At 69.5% G+C, this 16,124-nt stretch carries 13 protein-coding genes; 6 read left to right on the top strand and 7 right to left on the bottom strand.

What is annotated here, in order from left to right:
* Window positions 1–42 precede the first annotated feature (42 nt).
* On the bottom strand, window positions 43–2,433 hold the full coding sequence (locus tag KMS84_RS14100) for a DEAD/DEAH box helicase (RefSeq protein WP_256916547.1): 2,391 nt from the start codon (window positions 2,431–2,433) through the stop codon (window positions 43–45).
* A 168-nt stretch (window positions 2,434–2,601) separates the two neighbouring features.
* Window positions 2,602–3,390: an alpha/beta fold hydrolase gene (locus KMS84_RS14095; RefSeq protein WP_256916546.1), complete on the bottom strand. Its 789-nt coding sequence runs from the start codon at window positions 3,388–3,390 to the stop codon at window positions 2,602–2,604.
* A gap of 376 nt (window positions 3,391–3,766) precedes the next feature.
* Between KMS84_RS14095 and KMS84_RS14090 the strand changes: the two genes are divergently transcribed.
* Window positions 3,767–4,405, top strand: coding sequence for a flavin reductase family protein (locus KMS84_RS14090; protein WP_256916545.1), 639 nt, complete (start codon window positions 3,767–3,769; stop codon window positions 4,403–4,405).
* Window positions 4,406–4,598: 193 nt separating this feature from the next.
* On the opposite strand, the gene KMS84_RS14085 is transcribed toward KMS84_RS14090, so the two are convergent.
* Window positions 4,599–5,597, bottom strand: coding sequence for an NADP-dependent oxidoreductase (locus tag KMS84_RS14085; protein ID WP_256916544.1), 999 nt, complete (start codon window positions 5,595–5,597; stop codon window positions 4,599–4,601).
* Window positions 5,598–5,718: 121 nt separating this feature from the next.
* On the opposite strand from KMS84_RS14085, the gene KMS84_RS14080 reads away from it, so the two are divergent.
* Window positions 5,719–6,603: a LysR family transcriptional regulator gene (locus KMS84_RS14080; RefSeq protein ID WP_256916543.1), complete on the top strand. Its 885-nt coding sequence runs from the start codon at window positions 5,719–5,721 to the stop codon at window positions 6,601–6,603.
* Window positions 6,604–6,712: 109 nt separating this feature from the next.
* On the opposite strand, the gene KMS84_RS14075 is transcribed toward KMS84_RS14080, so the two are convergent.
* Window positions 6,713–8,173, bottom strand: a complete 1,461-nt coding sequence (locus KMS84_RS14075; protein ID WP_256916542.1) for an MFS transporter — start codon at window positions 8,171–8,173, stop codon at window positions 6,713–6,715.
* A gap of 174 nt (window positions 8,174–8,347) precedes the next feature.
* Here KMS84_RS14075 and KMS84_RS14070 point away from each other — a divergent pair, with 174 nt between their 5' ends.
* Window positions 8,348–8,998: a TetR/AcrR family transcriptional regulator gene (locus tag KMS84_RS14070; RefSeq protein ID WP_256916599.1), complete on the top strand. Its 651-nt coding sequence runs from the start codon at window positions 8,348–8,350 to the stop codon at window positions 8,996–8,998.
* Between the two features lie 369 nt (window positions 8,999–9,367).
* Here the strand turns inward: KMS84_RS14070 and KMS84_RS14065 are convergent, their stop codons facing one another.
* Window positions 9,368–9,802, bottom strand: a complete 435-nt coding sequence (locus KMS84_RS14065) for a hypothetical protein (RefSeq protein ID WP_256916541.1) — start codon at window positions 9,800–9,802, stop codon at window positions 9,368–9,370.
* A 382-nt stretch (window positions 9,803–10,184) separates the two neighbouring features.
* Here KMS84_RS14065 and KMS84_RS14060 point away from each other — a divergent pair, with 382 nt between their 5' ends.
* Window positions 10,185–10,637 carry a hypothetical protein gene (locus KMS84_RS14060; RefSeq protein WP_256916540.1) on the top strand — a complete coding sequence of 151 codons (453 nt, stop codon included), beginning with the start codon at window positions 10,185–10,187 and terminating at the stop codon, window positions 10,635–10,637.
* A gap of 133 nt (window positions 10,638–10,770) precedes the next feature.
* Here the strand turns inward: KMS84_RS14060 and KMS84_RS14055 are convergent, their stop codons facing one another.
* Both KMS84_RS14055 and KMS84_RS14050 read right to left on the bottom strand, forming a co-directional pair.
* Window positions 10,771–13,083: an FdhF/YdeP family oxidoreductase gene (locus KMS84_RS14055; RefSeq protein WP_256916539.1), complete on the bottom strand. Its 2,313-nt coding sequence runs from the start codon at window positions 13,081–13,083 to the stop codon at window positions 10,771–10,773.
* A 36-nt stretch (window positions 13,084–13,119) separates the two neighbouring features.
* A complete protein-coding gene (locus KMS84_RS14050) occupies window positions 13,120–13,716 on the bottom strand; it encodes an SRPBCC family protein (RefSeq protein WP_438818934.1) in 597 nt (198 codons plus the stop codon).
* Window positions 13,717–14,099: 383 nt separating this feature from the next.
* On the opposite strand from KMS84_RS14050, the gene KMS84_RS14045 reads away from it, so the two are divergent.
* Window positions 14,100–14,693 (top strand): TetR/AcrR family transcriptional regulator, encoded by a 594-nt coding sequence (locus tag KMS84_RS14045; RefSeq protein ID WP_256916537.1) that lies wholly within the window; start codon window positions 14,100–14,102, stop codon window positions 14,691–14,693.
* A complete protein-coding gene (locus KMS84_RS14040) occupies window positions 14,690–15,526 on the top strand; it encodes an alpha/beta fold hydrolase (RefSeq protein ID WP_256916536.1) in 837 nt (278 codons plus the stop codon). Before KMS84_RS14045 ends, KMS84_RS14040 begins: the two co-directional genes overlap by 4 nt.
* Window positions 15,527–16,124 lie beyond the last annotated feature (598 nt).

Below are 16,124 nucleotides of genomic sequence, written 5' to 3'. Positions count from 1 at the left end.
CCGGTAGTGCTGTGCTGCTTAACCGTAAACTTATCCCACTCCTTAACCTTTCCGCGCCCAGTCCAGCCCCAGCGTGGCGAGCGCGGCGAGCCTGTCCGCGGTGAGTTTCGCGCGCCGGGTCCGGTGATTCGACAGGAACACTCCGAGCCTGACCTCCGTACCGTCGTCCAGCCGCTCCACATGCCCCCGGGGGATCTTCACGGTCCCCTCGCGCAACTTGTACTGCGTGAGAGCCGCCAGCCCCCGCTCGAAGGCGGTCATACGCGGGACGGACGACTTCGAAGACGCCTGCGCCGACGCGGCCATCGGCGTCACACCCGCCTGCCCGAGCCGTTCCCGCTGCCCCTCCGCCAGGGAAGCCCACACCTCGGGCCTACGCTGCCGGGCCAGCCACCGCCCGATGTCCATGCCGTGCACGGTGAGCCCCGGCAGAACCTCCGTCGCCCCCTCCTCCTCGCGCACGAGCTCACGCAGCGCGGCGTAATGCCGCTGCCAGTCCGCCGGCCACGCCGGATTCCAGTCCGGATCGACGTCCTCCAGCGCTGCCCGCCACTCGGGACGTCCGTCCAGAGCCCCGGGACGGCGCAGGTTGGACAACCACTGACCCACAGGCCGGTCCAGCACGGCGGCCGAACGAGGCGCGCACAGCGTCCAGTGCTGCTCGTAATACGCCTTGGCAGCCTGAAGGTTCGCCTGGAACCGCTCATCGGCCGGCGACCACAGCATGCCGAGCTCCTCCAGCCGCGCCACACGCCGGCTGCCCAACTGACCGGCCCCGTGGGCCCGCCGCTGCTCCGCGACCCACTGCCCCAGCGGGTACGCGCCCTCCTTGTGCCCGTACGGCACCTGGGCGTGCTGCTCGCGCTCGACGAACGTCTTCAACGCCGCCCAGCCGCGCGCCCAGTCCTGGCGCTCGGTGTCGATGACGTTGAACGACACCCAGTCCGCGATCATGACCGGGTCACGAGGAGCGGCGAACCGCAACAGCAGACGCGAATCGACCTCCCCCTCCCCGGGCGGCGGACCGATGAACAAGGACGGCTGCGCCACGCCCCTCTGCGGCTCCTGCGGGATCGCCAGCAGCTCGACGGCCTCCTCGTCGTGAGCCCGCAGCCCCTCCAGCACCTTCACCAGCGGCCGGTACGACCCCGAGGTGAACATGTCCTCCGGCCGCTCGCCCGGCTGGAGGAACACCGGCACGATCAACGAAGCGAGCTTCCCCTGCCCCGGCGTCTGCCGCAGCGCCCGGCCGATGGCCTGGACGATGTCATGCGGGGCGCCCTTCGGATCCAGCAGCGCGATGCTGTCGACGGCCCTGATGTCGATGCCCTCCCCGAGCACACGGCAGTTGGACAGCACGGCACGCTGCCCAGTGGACCCGAACGAGCCGAGGACCTTCCGCCGGTGCCCGGGCGCGTGCTCACCGCACAGCCAGTCCGCCCAGATCCGCTCCGGATACTCGCGGGGCCGGTCCGCGTACAGGGCCGCCGAGACGCGCTCCAGCCCCTCGGCGTAGGCCTGCGCCTCCATCGTCCGATGATGGAACGTGATGCAGGTCTGAAGATCATGCTGCGCCATGGTGTGCAGCAGCGCGGCCTGCAACGCCCCCAGTCGCTGCCCGCGGACCTCCTCCGTATGCCGGGCCTCGCTCATCAGCCGCTCCGGAGTGACCACCGGATCCTGAAGCTCGACGACAATGATCTGATACCGGGCCAGCAGACCGCGCGACACCGCGGACGCCAGCGACAGCTTGTACAGGACGGGCCCGAAGACCTTCTCGTCGTCCATGGAAGCCGCCATCTCCCGCGGCAGCGGATCACGAACCCCCTCGGGAACCTCCCGCTCCAGACGCTCCTGCCAGATCCGCGGCGTGGCCGTCAGATACAACCGGCGATCGGCCGGGACAACGCTCTGATCATGAACGTCCGCCCACGCCTTGCCCATCGACCCACTCGTCCGATGCGCCTCGTCGACCACCGCGAGATCCACGGGATCCAGCCGCTGACCGTAGGCCCCCTCGAAGGCCTCCGCGAGCACACCCAGCGACGCATAGGTCGCGTACATGGTGACCGGCCCGGAACCGTGCCACAGCGCCAGCTGGATCGGATTCGTCGTGGCCCGCACCTTCAGGTTCCACAACTCCGGATCGTCCTGGAGCGAACACACGGCGACCGCCGGCCCCCGATGCCCCGTCTCGTGCCACGCCTTCACCGTCTGCGCCAGCAGATCCAGCGTCGGCACCAGCACGAGCACGCGACCATGAGGCACCAACCGCTTGGCGGCTGCCGCAGCGATGACGGTCTTCCCCGTCCCGCACGCAGCGTGCACCTGCCCCCGCAGACCGGCGGAAGGGATACCACCCGGCGGCACGTCGAGCCCCCGCACGACGGCGGCAACGGCCTCGACCTGGTGGTCCCGCAGCTTCACGGCCATGCTCCGCGTACTCCTTGCCCACTGCTACCGACCAACCGCATCTCCAGCGGCTGACCTGCTGCTTTCCGGAGGTCACCACTGTACCCACCGGCTGCTCGCCGCTCGGAGTGGAGGAATGCGCCCCGAGGCGTTCACCACTGCCGGACCACTGTGCTGGACCACCGTCGGTCACGGGCGGGAAGCGAAGGCGACTGCCTCGGCAATGGCCGCGGCCAGCGGCTCGGGGGCCTCCACCGGGAGGAAGAACACCGAGCCCGGGATCGTCACCAGCCGGGCGTTCGGGCAGGCTTCCAGGGTGCTGCGCTCGCCGTCGGTGAGCCCGCCGTCGCCTTTCTCGGTGTGGATGGTCCAGGTCGGCACGCCGGCCCGGCACAGCCGGACGGCCCGCTGCTCGTCCTGGCGCAGCCACCGTGTGTACTCCAGCAGGATCCGCCGCACGACCGCCGGGTCGTTCCTGCCGAAGTCGGCGCGCAGCTCTGCCTGACGCTCCGTGGACATCCGCATCTGCTTGAGCATCACCCCGGTCGCCTTGCCCAGCAGCCTCACCGGGATGCCGCCGAGTACGCGGCCCAGCGCCACGAGCCCACGGAAGAACGCCGGTTCGTCGGGAGAGCTGAGGCTGACGCCCGACAGCACGACCGGCCCGGTGAACGCGCCGGAGGTGACCATCTCCACCGCGACGGACGCGCCCATGCTGAACCCGGCCACGACGTCCGCCCGAATCCCGGCCGCCAGCACGGCCGACGCCCGCGCGTAGGACGCCATGCTGCACTCCTTCAGAGGCGCCGCCCCCGCGTGTCCCGGCATGGTCGCGGCCACCAGCCGCAGCCGTCCGAGCGCGGGTTGCGCCATCACCTCCGCGAACGACTCTGCGCCGCACATGCCCCCAGGAAGCAGCAGCACCGTGTTCGTGGCGTCCGCCGGTCCGGATTCGAGCAACTGCCAGTCCGTGCTCACCCCCCATCGCCTCCTGCCTTGCGTGGCGCGCGGCCCCGACGCGTGTGGGTCCGTTGGCCGGCGCGTTGCGGCTGAGCACCAATGGGCCGGGACGGCGGCCGCGGGGGGACACTCCTTCTTCCACGCTAAGAGCCTTGATCGAGCCGCGCGACCGGCGGGCGACGGGGGGTGGCCCGGCTCGCCCGGTGCTGCCGGCGGACCGGGAGCGCGTCCCCGTGATCGACGGCGGGCCTGTCATCGGGCGACTGCTCTGCCGGCCGAGAACTTGATGTCGTGATGCCGCCAGTGTCGGCGTCGCGCTCGCGAGAGAGTCGACGACGGTTCGTGCTCCTGATGGCGGACCTGTCCGTCCGACACTCCGCGAAAGGCACAGCACATGCATGTCGTCCCCGGGCTCAAGGTCCTGTACTTCGGAACGCCCGTGGTGCTGATCAGCTCACTCAACGAGGACGGCACGGCGAACCTCGCGCCGATGTCCTCAGCGTGGTGGCTGGACCAGTCCTGCATGCTCGGTCTCGGCAACAACGCCCAGACCACCGCGAACCTGCTGCGGGAGGGCGAATGCGTGCTCAATCTGCCCTCGTCGGCGATGGTCGATGCCGTCGACCGGATCGCGCTCACCACCGGAAAGTCAGCCGTGCCCGACCACAAGGAGAAGCAGGGCTACCGATACGAGCCGGACAAGTTCTCGACCGCGCAGCTGACGGAGCAGGCATCGGACCTGGTCCGGGCCCCCAGGGTCGCGGAATGCCCGGTCCAGCTGGAATGCAGGCTCGTCGCGGCCCATCCCTTCGGCGGTCCCGACGGGCATGCCACCGCCTTCGAGGTCGAGGTCCTTCGCGCCCATGTAGAGGAAGACCTGGTCATCCCGGGGACGCACCACGTGGACCCGCTCGGCTGGGACCCGCTGATCATGAAGTTCTGCGAGTTCTTCGGCGGGGGACGCAACGTGCACCCGTCGAGGCTCGCCGAGGGGTGGAACATGCCGCACCAGCTCCGGTCTGCGACCGCCTGAACAGGCATCCGGCGCCCTCGCCCGGGCGTTCGTCCGCATCAGGTCCTGCTCCTGCCGCCGTCGCTGGACGACCGACCGCCCGAGGACCACCTGCCCCGGTCCGTCGCCGACCTGGTCGACGAGGTGCTCGACCTCGGGCCGGTCCTGTCGCCGCCGACACCGGCGTCCATCCCGAGCAGGCCCTGGTCGCCGGTCAAGAGACCACCGTCAGCACGATCTTGCCCTGGATGTGGCCCCGCGCGGCTCGCGTGTGCGCGCTGCCCGCCTCGGACAGCGGGTAGGTGCTGTCCACCCCGACCCGGAGCCTGCCCTCGCCGAGCAGGCGTCCGATCTCGGCGAGCTGGGGGCCGTTGGAACGCACCTGAATGTTCGAGACGGTGATGCCAAGACGCGCGGTCTCTTCCGGGTCGTACTGGGCGAAGAAGACAGGAAGCATGGTGCCGCCGCGCTTGAGCACGGTCAGCAGACGCGAACTGTCCGGGCCACCGACGGCGTCGATCACCAGATCGACGCCGCTGACCACGTCCGCGGCCCGTGTCGTGGTGTAGTCGATGAACTCATCGGCGCAGAGCTTGCGCAGGAACTGCTCGTGCCGGCTCGAGGCAACCGCGACGACGTGCGCCCCCTTCCATTTCGCCAACTGCACCGCGAAGTGACCCACTCCACCAGCGGCCCCGTTGACCAACACGGTCATCCCCGGCGTGATCGGCACCGGCCGGTGCACCTGGCCGGTGAAGGGAGACGGCACGTCATGGCCGAGATCGACCAGGTACTGCCAGGCCGTCAGCAGGGCCATCGGGGCCCCGGCCGCCTCGACGTGGTCGATACCGGCCGGCTTGTGAGCCAGGTCGGAAGCCGGCGCGGCCACGTACTCGGCGTACGTCTGACCGGCGAATCCCGGGAACCGCAGCATGCCGAAGACCTCGTCGCCGACGGCGAACCCGGACACGTCCGGAGCGACCGCCTCGACCACGCCCGACATGTCCGTTCCGGGGATGAGGGGGAACTCCAGCACCGGCCTCATCTCGGCCGGCATGACCTTCAACCCCTCACGCAGGTACCAGTCCGGCGGGTTGACGCCCACCGCGTGCACCCGCACGAGCACCTCGCCCGGACCGATCCCGGGAACCGGCACCTCGTCGTACCGCAGAACGTCCGGACCGCCCGCCACGTGGAACTGGATCGCCTTCATCGCGCCTGTCGCCTTCTCTGGGAAACGTTGCTCCTTCAGTCAAGGCCCCGGCCGGCATGGCCGTCCAAGACCCCTTCGGCAACCGGTCATTCCGAAACGGCATGACGCGTACCCTGCAACGGTGAACGATCTCGGACAGGACCTGGAACTGCGGCTCGTGCGCTACTTCACCGTGGTGGCGGCGCACCAGCATTTCGGCCGGGCCGCCGCCGACCTGCACGTGGCCCAGCCGGCGCTGAGCCGTCAGATCCAGCGGCTCGAGAAATACCTCGGCACACGACTGCTGGACCGCACCCCCCAGGGCGCCCGGCTCACTCCGGCGGGCCGGACGTTCCTCCCGCAGGCCCAAGCCCTGCTGCGGGCCGCCCGCCAGGCCGAACTGGCCGTCCGTGAACAAGCCCGGACCGAACGGATCACCATCGGCTACGTCGAAGACCTGGTGATCACCGACGCCGTACGCGAACTGCGCCACCGTCACCCGGACGCCGAGATCGCCACCCGGCACCTGAGCTGCCGCGACGTCGGCGCACTGTCCGACAAGCGCGTCGACGCCCTGATCGCGCGAACCCCGTTGCCGCTCGCCGCCGACCACGTGTCCACGACCCCCTTGTACGAGGAGCCCCGGATGCTCGTGGTCCCCCGCGGCCACCCTTGGGCCGACCGTGTGTCGGTGACCGCGGAAGAACTGGCCGACCAAGAGGCGGCCCCGTGCGCGTTCGAGACCGCGGACTGGACGTCCTACCGGATCCTCGGGGCCGGCGTGCCGCCGATGGAGAGCTACGAGGACAAGCTCGAACTCGTCGCGAGCGGCGGGGCGATCGCCGTCCTACCGGTCAGCGATCGGCGCAGCTCACTGCGTCCCGACCTCGTCACCGTCCCGATCGAGGGTGCTCCCCCCAGCCAGGTCGTCCTGGTCGGCCGCAAGGGCGACCCGAATCCCATGATCAGGAACCTCGGTCTGGCCGCCAAGGCCGTCCTGGCCCGGAGGGGGGCCGACACCGGGTGAAGCCCCGGAGCCGGCCCACCAGGAACGCGATTGAACGTGTCTGCACGCATCCTCACACCCCTGTCTCGTGCCGCCGCACGCTCGCTCGACCGGCCCCGGCCGCGATGGTTCAGGCCGGCTCTTCGACGGAGTGGGAGTCGGTGAGCGTGAGCGCACCGCCTGCCGCGATCAGACCGACGATCACCGCGAGTACGGCGTACGTGATCCGCTCGCCTCGGAAGAAGGACTGCACGAGGTCGCTGCTCCATGCGCCCGCGGGCAGTCGGGTGGTGACCAGTGCGGCGATCAGGGTGCCGACGACAGCGGTGCCGACGCTGGTCCCGATCTCCTGGGCGGTGTCGTTGAGGGCGGCGCCGATCGACGTGCGGTTGGCCGGCATCGCGTCCACCAGGGCGATGGCACAGATCGTCATGACGGTGCGCAGCCCGATCGTCATCACGACCATGGAGACGGCGATGGCGGCGTACCCGTGGTCGACGCCCCAGGCGAGGCCGGCCAGGGCAGTGGCCAGACAGGCGGCGCCGACCAGGCAGGCGACCCGGTGCCCGAACCGCTTGCCGAGCCATTCCGACAGCGGCGTCGCGACGATCATGGTCACGATGATCGGCAGGTTCGCGAGGCCTGCGCGCACGGGGCTCCATCCGTAGGCGTACTGGAAGTGGAGGATCAGCCCGAACATCACGCCGGCCATCGCGATGGCCGTGCCGGTCTGGGCGATGGCCGCGCCGCGGACGGTGCCGCTGGAGAAGATCTTCAGGTCCAGCATGGGCGCGGCGCTGCGGCGCTCGTGCCACACGAACGCGACGCCCGCCGCCACGGCGCCGAGGATCGACGTGACGGTGGCAGGGGAGAGCCAGCCGTGCTCGATGCCGCTGGTCAGGGAGTAGCAGGCCAGGCCGATGGCCAGGAGGCTGAGGACGGCGCCCGGCAGGTCCAGTGGGTCCCTGGTCAGGTCCTCGGGCCGGTCGGCGGCCACGCCGAGGCGCACGCCGATGGCCGCGACCAGCGCGATCGGCGCGTTGACGACAAGCAGCCACTCCCAGCGCACATGGGCGAGGGCCGTGCCGCCCAGCAGCGGGCCGAGGACGAAGCCGGACATGCCGACGACGATCATCAGGGTCATCGCGCGCATGCGCAGCGCCTGGTCGTCGAAGAGCCGGAAGACGAGGGAGTTGGTGATGGGCGCCATGGCGGCGGCGGCGATGCCGAGCCCCGCACGCAGCGCGATGAGCTGCCCTGCGGAGTCGACGGCGACGACGCAGAGGCTGAGCAGCCCGAACACGGCGAGGCCGACGAGCAGCACCCGCCGTCGCCCGAGCCTGTCGGCGAGCGACCCTGCCGTGAGGAGGAGGCCGCCGAAGGTCAGCGAGTAGGCGCCGGTGACCCATTGCAGAGCGGTCGTGCCGCTGTCGAGGTCGCGGCCGATGGTGGGGAGGGCGATCGAGAGCAGCGTGTTGTCGACCATCTCGACGAAGAAGGCCAGGCAGAGCGCGGCCAGGGGGACCCAGGCCGCGCGCAGCGACGGATAGGTGCGGCGTGAAGGTGGAGCGAAATCGGTGACGGCGGTCATGGCCGGCCCCCTCCCTGAACGTCGCAACGAACGACGTTCGATATTGGAACGTGGTTCGATACTAGAACCATGTTCGATACGAGGGCAAGCTGTGATTGGATGGATGCCATGACAGGCCCGCGAACGCTCCCCTCCAAAGGCTCTCCCCGTGGGCGCAAGCGTGCTTCGCACTCGCTGGAGGCTGTCCTCGGCGCAGCCGTGGCCCTGCTCGACGAGGCGGGCGCACCGGCACTGACCTTCCGCGCGCTCGCCACCCGTCTCGGCACCGGCGTCGGCACCATCTACTGGTACGTCTCCAGCAAGGACGAACTGCTCGACCGCGCCACCGACCACGCGATCGGGGAGGCCCTGGCCCTCGTCGAGGGGCATCCGCAGAGCGACGACCCGATCGCCGACCTCCGTGCCATGGCCATCACGCTGTTCGACGCGATCGTCGACCGGCCCTGGCTGACGGCGTACTTCATGCGCAACACCGACGTGCAGGGCAACTCGCTGCGGCTGTACGAGAAGCTCGGCCAGCAGACCCTCCGCCTCGACCTCACGCCGCGGCAGCGTTTCCACGCGGTGTCGGCGATCACGGGCGTGGTCATCGGCACGGCCGCCGACCTGGGCGCGGAGATCCCTCAGGAAGTGCTCGACGGCCACATGGACCGCGACGCGTACCTCGACCGCTTCGTCGAGCAGTGGCGGTCGCTCGACAGCGTCGAATTTCCGTTCGTGCAGCAGATCGCCGACGAATTCGCGGGGCACGACGACAGGGACCAGTTCGTCGCCGCACTGGAGCTGACTTTGTCAGGCCTCCGCCTTCAGGCCGGAACCACGTGACCACCACGTGACCCGAAACCTCGCCATCACCGCGAGGCGGTGAGATGACTCCCCACGCTCAGAGAGGAGGAGCGGGTGGGGCGGGGCATCGGCGATCCACTCGCTGACCGCCGGCACGGAGGTCGCCCCCCGCCAGAACGGCGCACGCGGTCAGTGCGAGCACGATAGCCAGAGCGTGCGCACGCCGCCTGGGTCTCGGTCCGGGAAGCGACGGGTGCGTCGGCGGGCACGGTCTTCCACTTCGATCACGGGCATGGAGAACTCCATGATCTTGGAAGCCGTGCCTGTCACGTTCCGGTGGCACTGACGAGCTGACAGATCGTCACGAACCAGGCGTCACGCGACTACGCCGAAGCCTTGAGCAGCGTCCTACTTCAGGGTGGCGCACACCTTCGTGGAGCTGCCCTTGAACTGGGTGCAGATCACCGTGTTCTTGGGGAACTTGGGCCCGGTGTGGCTGTCGTTCTTCCCCCAGGCGACCTGGGCGTCGTAGCTTCCGTCGAACACGCGGAACAGTGTTGCCTTCCTCCAGGACTTGCCCACCTTGTAGGTGCCGCCGGGCTTCTTGTAGAGCCAACGGGCGTACAGCGTCGACTTCTTCTTGAGATCCGACTTGTGAGCCGCGACGGCGTTCAGGCCGCGTGCCGAGGACCCGCTGTTGTACCAGTACTCCCCGCTGATGCCGTACGCACCCTTGACGTTGCGGATCGTCTTGTCTGCCGCAGCCGCAGGCGAGGCACTGACGGCCACCGCCAGTGTCGCCATGGTGCCCAGCGCCAGGATCTTCCCCGTGGTCTTTCGCACTCTTCCGTACCTGTCCGGCCACCCCTACGCCCTTGCGAGGCGGCCCCTCGTTTTTGATCTTGGGCGTCAGCACACCTTATCCATCAGCCCCGCGACGTCTTACGCGTTCACAGGGTCCCCCATCAATGTCCGCGGGGTTGACGGTTGTGTGGTCGGTGGTCCCGTCAGACAGCGGTCGCCGCCCACGCAACCGGCGGCCGCGCGTCCGGCGCCGACGGGCGATCCGCTCTTCGGCGCCCCCGTTGGCCGCGACGGTCAGCCGATCCGGCACGGCTGTTCGGGACGCCCGGCCAAGGAACTGTGGACAGACCGCCAACGACACCCGCGAGGCCATCCGGCAGTCTCTCTCCCACCCGATCGTTTCGGCTGCGAGGAGCTCCTGATGGCCAAGATGAAAAACCGGATCGCCACTCTGCTGGCGGCGACCGCCATGACGGTCGCCGCCTCGGTCACGCTCGGGACGACCGACGCAGCGGCAGCCAGCTGGACCTTCAAAAAGAGCAGCGTCGCCTCCGACGGAAGCTTCACCATCACCGCCTACAACGACGGGACCTATGCGGGCGTCATGGTGTGGAACGCCGATCCGGGGTGCTGCGGTATTCCCGGGGACGCCTTCCAGGTGTACGACAAATTGGCCGACGGGTGGGGAATGGAAGCAAGCATGATCATTCCGATCTCGGCGGACCGCGTCGCCACCACACGCGGGCACGGGGCCGGCTACACCAGCCCGTGGAACACCGGCAACCTGGCAGAAGGCACCGAGGTCGCCATCCAGCTCTGCGCGGTCAAGGGCGAAGCCTTCTCGTGCAGCGCCGCCTACACCGGCCACGCATAGCCGCGCCGGTGGGCCCCGGCACCGAACCTGCGGCACCGGGGCCCCTCCCGGCTACCCGGCCCGCGCATCTCCACCCGGGCGCGCGCTCGCCAAGGCGCGACGTCGCCGGTCCCGGTCCCGGCCTCGGCCCCGGTCAGACGGGTGCCTCCTGGGACCGGTCGCCCGTGGGCTCCAGGCGGACGACGATGCCCTTGGACGTGGGCTGGTTGCTCATGTCGGCGACGCTGTCGAGCGGCACCAGGACGTTCGTCTCCGGGTAGTAGGCGGCAGCCGACCCCTTGGCCGCCGGGTAGGACACGACCTCGAAATTCTCGGCCCGGCGCTCAATGCCGTCCCCCCAGACGCTCACCAGGTCCACCCGGTCGCCCTGGGCGAGGCCGAGCACGGACAGGTCGGCCGGGTTGACCAGGACGACGTGGCGGCTGCCGTGGATGCCCCGGTAGCGGTCGTTGTTGGTGTAAGGGACGGTGTTCCACTGGTCGTGCGAGCGCAGGGTCTGCAGCAGCAGGTGTCCCTCGGGGGCCAGGGGGACCACCGGCTCGTTGCAGGTGAAGCGGGCCTTGCCGGTCTCGGTCCGGAACACGCCCTCGTTGACCGGGTTGGGCAGCTGGAACCCACCCGGGCGGGTCACCCGGGCGTTGAAGTCGTGGAAGCCCGGCACGATCCGGGAGATGCTGTCGCGGATGGCGTTGTAGTCGCCCTCGAACTTCGCCCAGGGGATGTCCCCCGTGCCGTCGACGCTGAGCCGGGCGAGCCGGCACAGGATGGCGACCTCACTGAGCAGCATGCGCGAGGCCGGTTCGATCCGTCCCCGGGAGGTGTGCACCTCGCTCATGGAGTTCTCGACGGTGACGAACTGCTCGCCGTCGGCCTGGACGTCACGCTCGGTGCGCCCCAACGTCGGCAGGATCAGGGCGGTGTCACCGCAGACGGTGTGCGAGCGGTTGAGCTTGGTGGAGATGTGGGCGGTCAGCCGGCACGTGCGCATCGCCTTCTCGGTGACCTCGCTGTCGGGCGCTGCCCGCACGAAGTTCCCGGCCAGGGCGAGGAAGACCTTGACACGGCCCTCCAGCATCGCCTTGATCGAGTTCACCGAGTCCAGGCCGTGCGGGCGCGGCGGGTCAAAGCCGAACTCCTCTCCCAGGGCGTCCAGGAAGCTGTCCGGCATCTGCTCCCAGATGCCCATGGTGCGGTCGCCCTGGACGTTGCTGTGGCCGCGCACCGGGCAGACGCCCGTGCCCGCACGTCCCAGGTTGCCGCGCAGCATCAGGAAGTTGACGATCTCCCGGATGGTGGGCACGCCGTGCTTGTGCTGGGTGATGCCCATCGCCCAGCACACGACGACCCGTTCGCTGGCCAGGACCTCGTCGCGGACCTTCTCGATCTCCTCGCGGGTCAGTCCCGTCGCCGCGCGCACGTCGTCCCAGTCGACGGTGCGGGCGTGCCGGGCGAACTCCTCGAAGCCGGAGGTGTGGGCGTCGATGAAGTCGTGGTCCAGGACGGTGCCGGGGCGCGCGTCCTCCGCCTCCAGCAGCAGCCGGTTCAGTGCCTGGAACAGGGCGAGGTCCCCGCCGGGCTTGATGTGCAGGAAACGGTCGGCGATCTGGGTGCCCCGCCCCACGACCCCGCGCGGCTTCTGCGGGTTCTTGAAGCGCCGCAGCCCCGCCTCCGGCAGCGGGTTGACCGCCACGATGCGGCCGCCGTTGCGCTTGGCCTCCTCCAGGGCGGAGAGCTGGCGCGGGTGGTTGCTGCCGGGGTTCTGCCCCACCAGGAAGATCAGTTCCGCGTGGTGGAGGTCGTCCAGGCTCACGGTGCCCTTGCCGACGCCGAGGGTCTCGTTCAGGGCGAAGCCGCTGGACTCGTGGCACATGTTGCTGCAGTCGGGCAGGTTGTTGGTGCCCAGGGCGCGGGCGAAGAGCTGGAAGACGAAGGCGGCTTCGTTGCTGGCCCGGCCGGAGGTGTAGAAGACCGCCTCGTCGGGCGAGTCCAGCCCTTTGAGTTCCTGCGCGAGGACGCCCAGGGCGTCGTTCCAGCCGATGGGCTCGTAGTGGTCCGATCCGGGCCGTTTGATCATCGGCTCGGTGAGCCGGCCCTGCTGGTTGAGCCACATGTCGGAACGGGCGGCCAGGTCTGACACGCTGTGCTCGCGGAAGAAGCCGGCGGTGATCCGGCGCGTGGTGGCCTCGTCGTTGATGTGCTTGGCGCCGTTCTCGCAGTACTCGTTGCGGTGACGCCGGCCCGGGGCAGGGTCCGCCCACGCGCAGCCGGGGCAGTCGATCCCGCCCACCTGGTTCATGGTGAGCAGGTCGACCCCGGTCTTGCGCGGGGAGGTCTGCTCCAGGGAGTACTCCAGCGCGTGCACGACGGCGGGCACCCCGGCCGCCCACTTCTTCGGCGGTGTCACGGAGAGGGAGGTCTCCGGCTCCTCACCGGGCGGGTTCTGCATCGCTTGGCCTTTCTCTTGCCGTGTCGGGCGGGCGGGTCAGCCGACGGGCCACTGGGCGACACGGCTCCTGGGCGGTTCCGGGGTGTCGTGCTGGACACGGCCGTTACGGATGGTGCCGCGCCAGGCGCCACCCTCCTGGCCGAGCCCTTCGATGAAATCCTTGAAGCTGACAAGTTCTCCGCGGACCAACCGGGCGGCCAACTCCGTGACCCTGCGGGAACGGGCGAGGACCTTCACGGCGCCGTGCGGCCGCAGGAGCATCCGGACGGTGATCGCCGTACCCCCGGACTCCGTCGGCCGGAACTCGACCTCGCCCTCATGGGTGGGATGCTGCTCCAAGCCCCGCCAGGCCAGGTAGGCGTCGGGGTCCTGTTCCACGATCTCGACCGCGAAACGGTGGCGCACCGGGCCGTAGCCGATGGTCCACGCGGTGACCGTGGGCCTGACCTGCTCGACGTCGCGCACCACGGCCGAGAAACGCGGAAACGTCTTGAACTGCGTCCACTGGTTGTAGGCCGTACGGACCGGCACCGCGACCTCGACCGTCTCCTCGACGTGCCGCTCGCGCAGCGGACGGCGGCGTGTGGCGCCGTCGCCGCCGCCGGTACGCCCGTCGTCCTCTTCGTGCGCCATCATGGTCCTTCTTCCGATGAGAAAGCCGATCATCCGCACGCCCGGCCTCCCCTGGTGGGTCATGGCCCCACTTCCGGTTCCCCGATCCCGGGCTTCGAGTCACCCGACCGCACCCGCGGCCCCCTGTGCACAGGCCCGAAGGCACTTCCGCCGGGCTGCTCCCGGCCTCCGGCGGCCACCTCCAGCTTCACCCCTGCCCCCGGCCACCCGCCACTCACCGCGCCCCGGCGAAGCGAGCTTCGAAGTGCCGAAGCCGGGCGGCCGACTTCTTCGGTGTCGCGCGCCACCCCCAGGAGCAGTACCGGTGTGAGTGATGGCTCCCGGTTGCATTACCTAGGGCCCCTAGGTTAAAACTAGGGCTTCTAGGATGACAGGGAGGGTGCATGGTGCGAGCAGGGCTGACGGCGGAGCGAGTGACGATCGCGGGTGCCGAACTGGCGGACGAGGTCGGGCTCGACCGGGTGACCATGTCGCAGTTGGCGCGACGCCTCGGCGTGAAGGACGCGAGCCTCTACACGCACGTCCGCAACCTGGAGGATCTGCGCGGACGGATTGCGCTGCTGGCGGCGGACGAGAAGACCATTCGTATTGCGGAGGCGACCTCCGGACTGGCAGGCAAGGACGCCCTGGTCGCGTTCGCCGACGCATGGCGGGAGTACGCCCACAAGCACCCGGGTCGCTACATGGCGACGCAGACCCCGATTCAGATCGACCCCGCGCTGGCCGCAAAGGCGGCCGGACCGCGACGCGCAGTCGAGCTTACCTACGGCATGCTGCGCGGTTACGGACTGACCGAGCCCGACCTGACAGATGCGGTCCGGTTGCTGCGCAGCACCTTCCACGGCTTCGTCGCCCTGGAGGCCGCGGGCGGCTTCGCGCACGACCGTTCGCTGCAGCAGTCCTGGGTCCGCGCCCTCGACGCCCTCCATACCCTCCTGGAGCACTGGCCCCCCTCCCGAGAAGGAGACCCCGCATGACCACCCCGACCATCGGCAGCCTGCGCGTGAGCGGTGCGACCCTGCACTACGAGATGCGCGGCCAGGGCCCGCTCCTGCTCCTCATCCCCGGAGGGGCGGGCGACGCGGCCTCCTACGATGCCGTCACCGACGCCCTGACCACCGAATACACCGTCGCCACCTACGACCCGCGAGGCATGTCCCGCAGTACCCTGGACGACCCTGAAGCGGAGCAGAGCGTGGCCGAACACGCCGACGACGCCTTGCGCATACTGGCGCTGCTGTCACCAGATGAGCCCGCCCGGGTGTTCGGCTCCAGCTCGGGCGCGATCGCCGCCCTGCACCTACTCACCACCCACCCCGAACGCGTCCAGCGCGTCGTGGCGCACGAGCCGCCGGTCGTGGAAGTCCTGCCGGACGCACTCGAACACCGCATGCTCATCGCGCGCGTGCAGGACACGCTTCACACAGAGGGGCTCATGCCGGCGATGACCGTGTTCGCTGCGGGTCTCAAGAAGGACGGCGAGACCATGGAGCCGAAGGCCGAGCTCACACTTCCACCCCAGGCAGCGGCGCGGGCCGAGCGGACGATGGCCAACCTGCCCTACTTCGTCGGGCGCATCGTGCCCAGCTTCATGTCCTACGCCCCCGACACCCACAAGCTGGAGGCGCTGTCTGACCGGCTCGTGCTCGCCTGCGGCCAGGACTCACGCGGCGAGCTGCCCTACCGTGCGGCCGCCTTCCTGGCCGAGCGGCTCAGCAAGGAACTCCAGCACTTTCCCGGCGGTCACACCGGCCTCACCACGCACCCCACCGAGTTCGGGAAGCTCCTCCTGAATGCATTCCGATCCTGAACCCGTATCGGACGCAAAGCGGTGGTCGGCAGTGATCACGCTGGTCATGACGACGCCGACACCGGGCAATACCGCTGGGGCTGGCAGGCAGACGGCAGAGCACACAATGGGGGCTGTCGGAGGGGGGTGGAGAAAGGGGCCGGCGAGTTGTGATGCTTGTGGAGCTGGAGATGCCCGGCGGTGCTTGCAAGTCAGGTGGGTTGGCAGGTGAGGCGTGATGTGGCTTGCACCTGTCTCATCCCAGGACACCCGCCTTTCGCAGCCGAGTGCTTCCGTTGTCGTCGCTGTACACCTGGGCGCACTCAGCCCGCGGCGGTACGCCCGACCGCGCCAGGGAGGCATGCCAGCCTGACCCCAAAAACTACACAACGACTCACCATGATGCATCGCTCTGCGATCCTTGCTCAGCTCCGGGCGACGCACCGGAACGCCATCCCGGAATCGAAGGCCCGCTAGGGAGGATGAGCGTGTCTCAGATACCCCACCCCGAGAAACCCTCAACTTCGTTACCCAGCAGACGTGTTGCAAAGCGGCAGTCGAGGGCAGTCGATGGAGAGACCGGAGGGAGAGTCATGACGGAACACTCTGGCCCGCGTAC

Origin of the sequence: Streptomyces hilarionis (assembly GCF_024539675.1) — a bacterium.
GTDB classification, from domain to species: domain Bacteria; phylum Actinomycetota; class Actinomycetes; order Streptomycetales; family Streptomycetaceae; genus Streptomyces; species Streptomyces hilarionis.
This window is presented reverse-complemented; position numbering and strand designations above follow the sequence as displayed.